Origin of the sequence: Blautia sp. DFI.3.45 (assembly GCF_020593505.1) — a bacterium.
In the GTDB taxonomy this organism is placed as follows: Bacteria; Bacillota; Clostridia; order Lachnospirales; family Lachnospiraceae; genus Blautia_A; species Blautia_A wexlerae.
In genome coordinates this window covers 1-545 of sequence record NZ_JAJDMI010000157.1, presented here as the reverse complement: position 1 = coordinate 545, position 545 = coordinate 1, and the positions used below count along the sequence as shown (strand labels likewise).

The following is a 545-nucleotide window of genomic DNA, read 5'->3' as shown; positions in this document are numbered from 1 at the left end:
AAGTTGGAGGATACACGCATGAAAATTGTAATCATTAATGGAAGTGCCAGAAAAGGAAACACGCTGACAGCAATCAATGCATTTATAAAAGGAGCATCAGAAAAGAATGAAATTGAAATCATTGAACCTGACAAACTCAACATTGCACCATGCAAGGGATGTGGTGTCTGTCAATGCTCTAAGGGATGCGTCGATAAGGATGATACAAATCCTACAATTGATAAAATTGCTGCCGCAGATATGATTCTTTTTGCTACGCCAGTTTATTGGTGGGGAATGTCAGCACAATTGAAATTAGTCATTGATAAGTGCTACTGCCGTGGATTGCAGTTAAAAAATAAAAAAGTGGGCACGATTGTTGTAGGTGGTTCTCCCGTAGACAGTATCCAGTATGAGCTGATTGATAAGCAGTTTGACTGTATGGCAAAATATCTTTCATGGGACATGCTTTTCAATAAATCATATTATGCAACAGCCAGAGATGAACTTGAAAAAAATAAGAATTCCATGAACGAACTTGAGGGAATCGGAAAAAATTTATAAAG

At 37.4% G+C, this 545-nt stretch carries 1 protein-coding gene; it reads left to right on the top strand.

What is annotated here, in order from left to right:
- Nucleotides 1-18: 18 nt before the first annotated feature.
- Entirely contained in the window at nucleotides 19-543 is a 525-nt protein-coding gene (locus tag LJE09_RS17385) for a flavodoxin family protein (protein WP_055057988.1), read from the top strand.
- Nucleotides 544-545: the final 2 nt, after the last annotated feature.

Coding starts and splice junctions, on each gene's coding strand:
- LJE09_RS17385 (WP_055057988.1), top strand. CDS start 19: ATGAAAATTGTAATCATTAATGGAAGTGCCAGAAAAGGAAACACGCTG.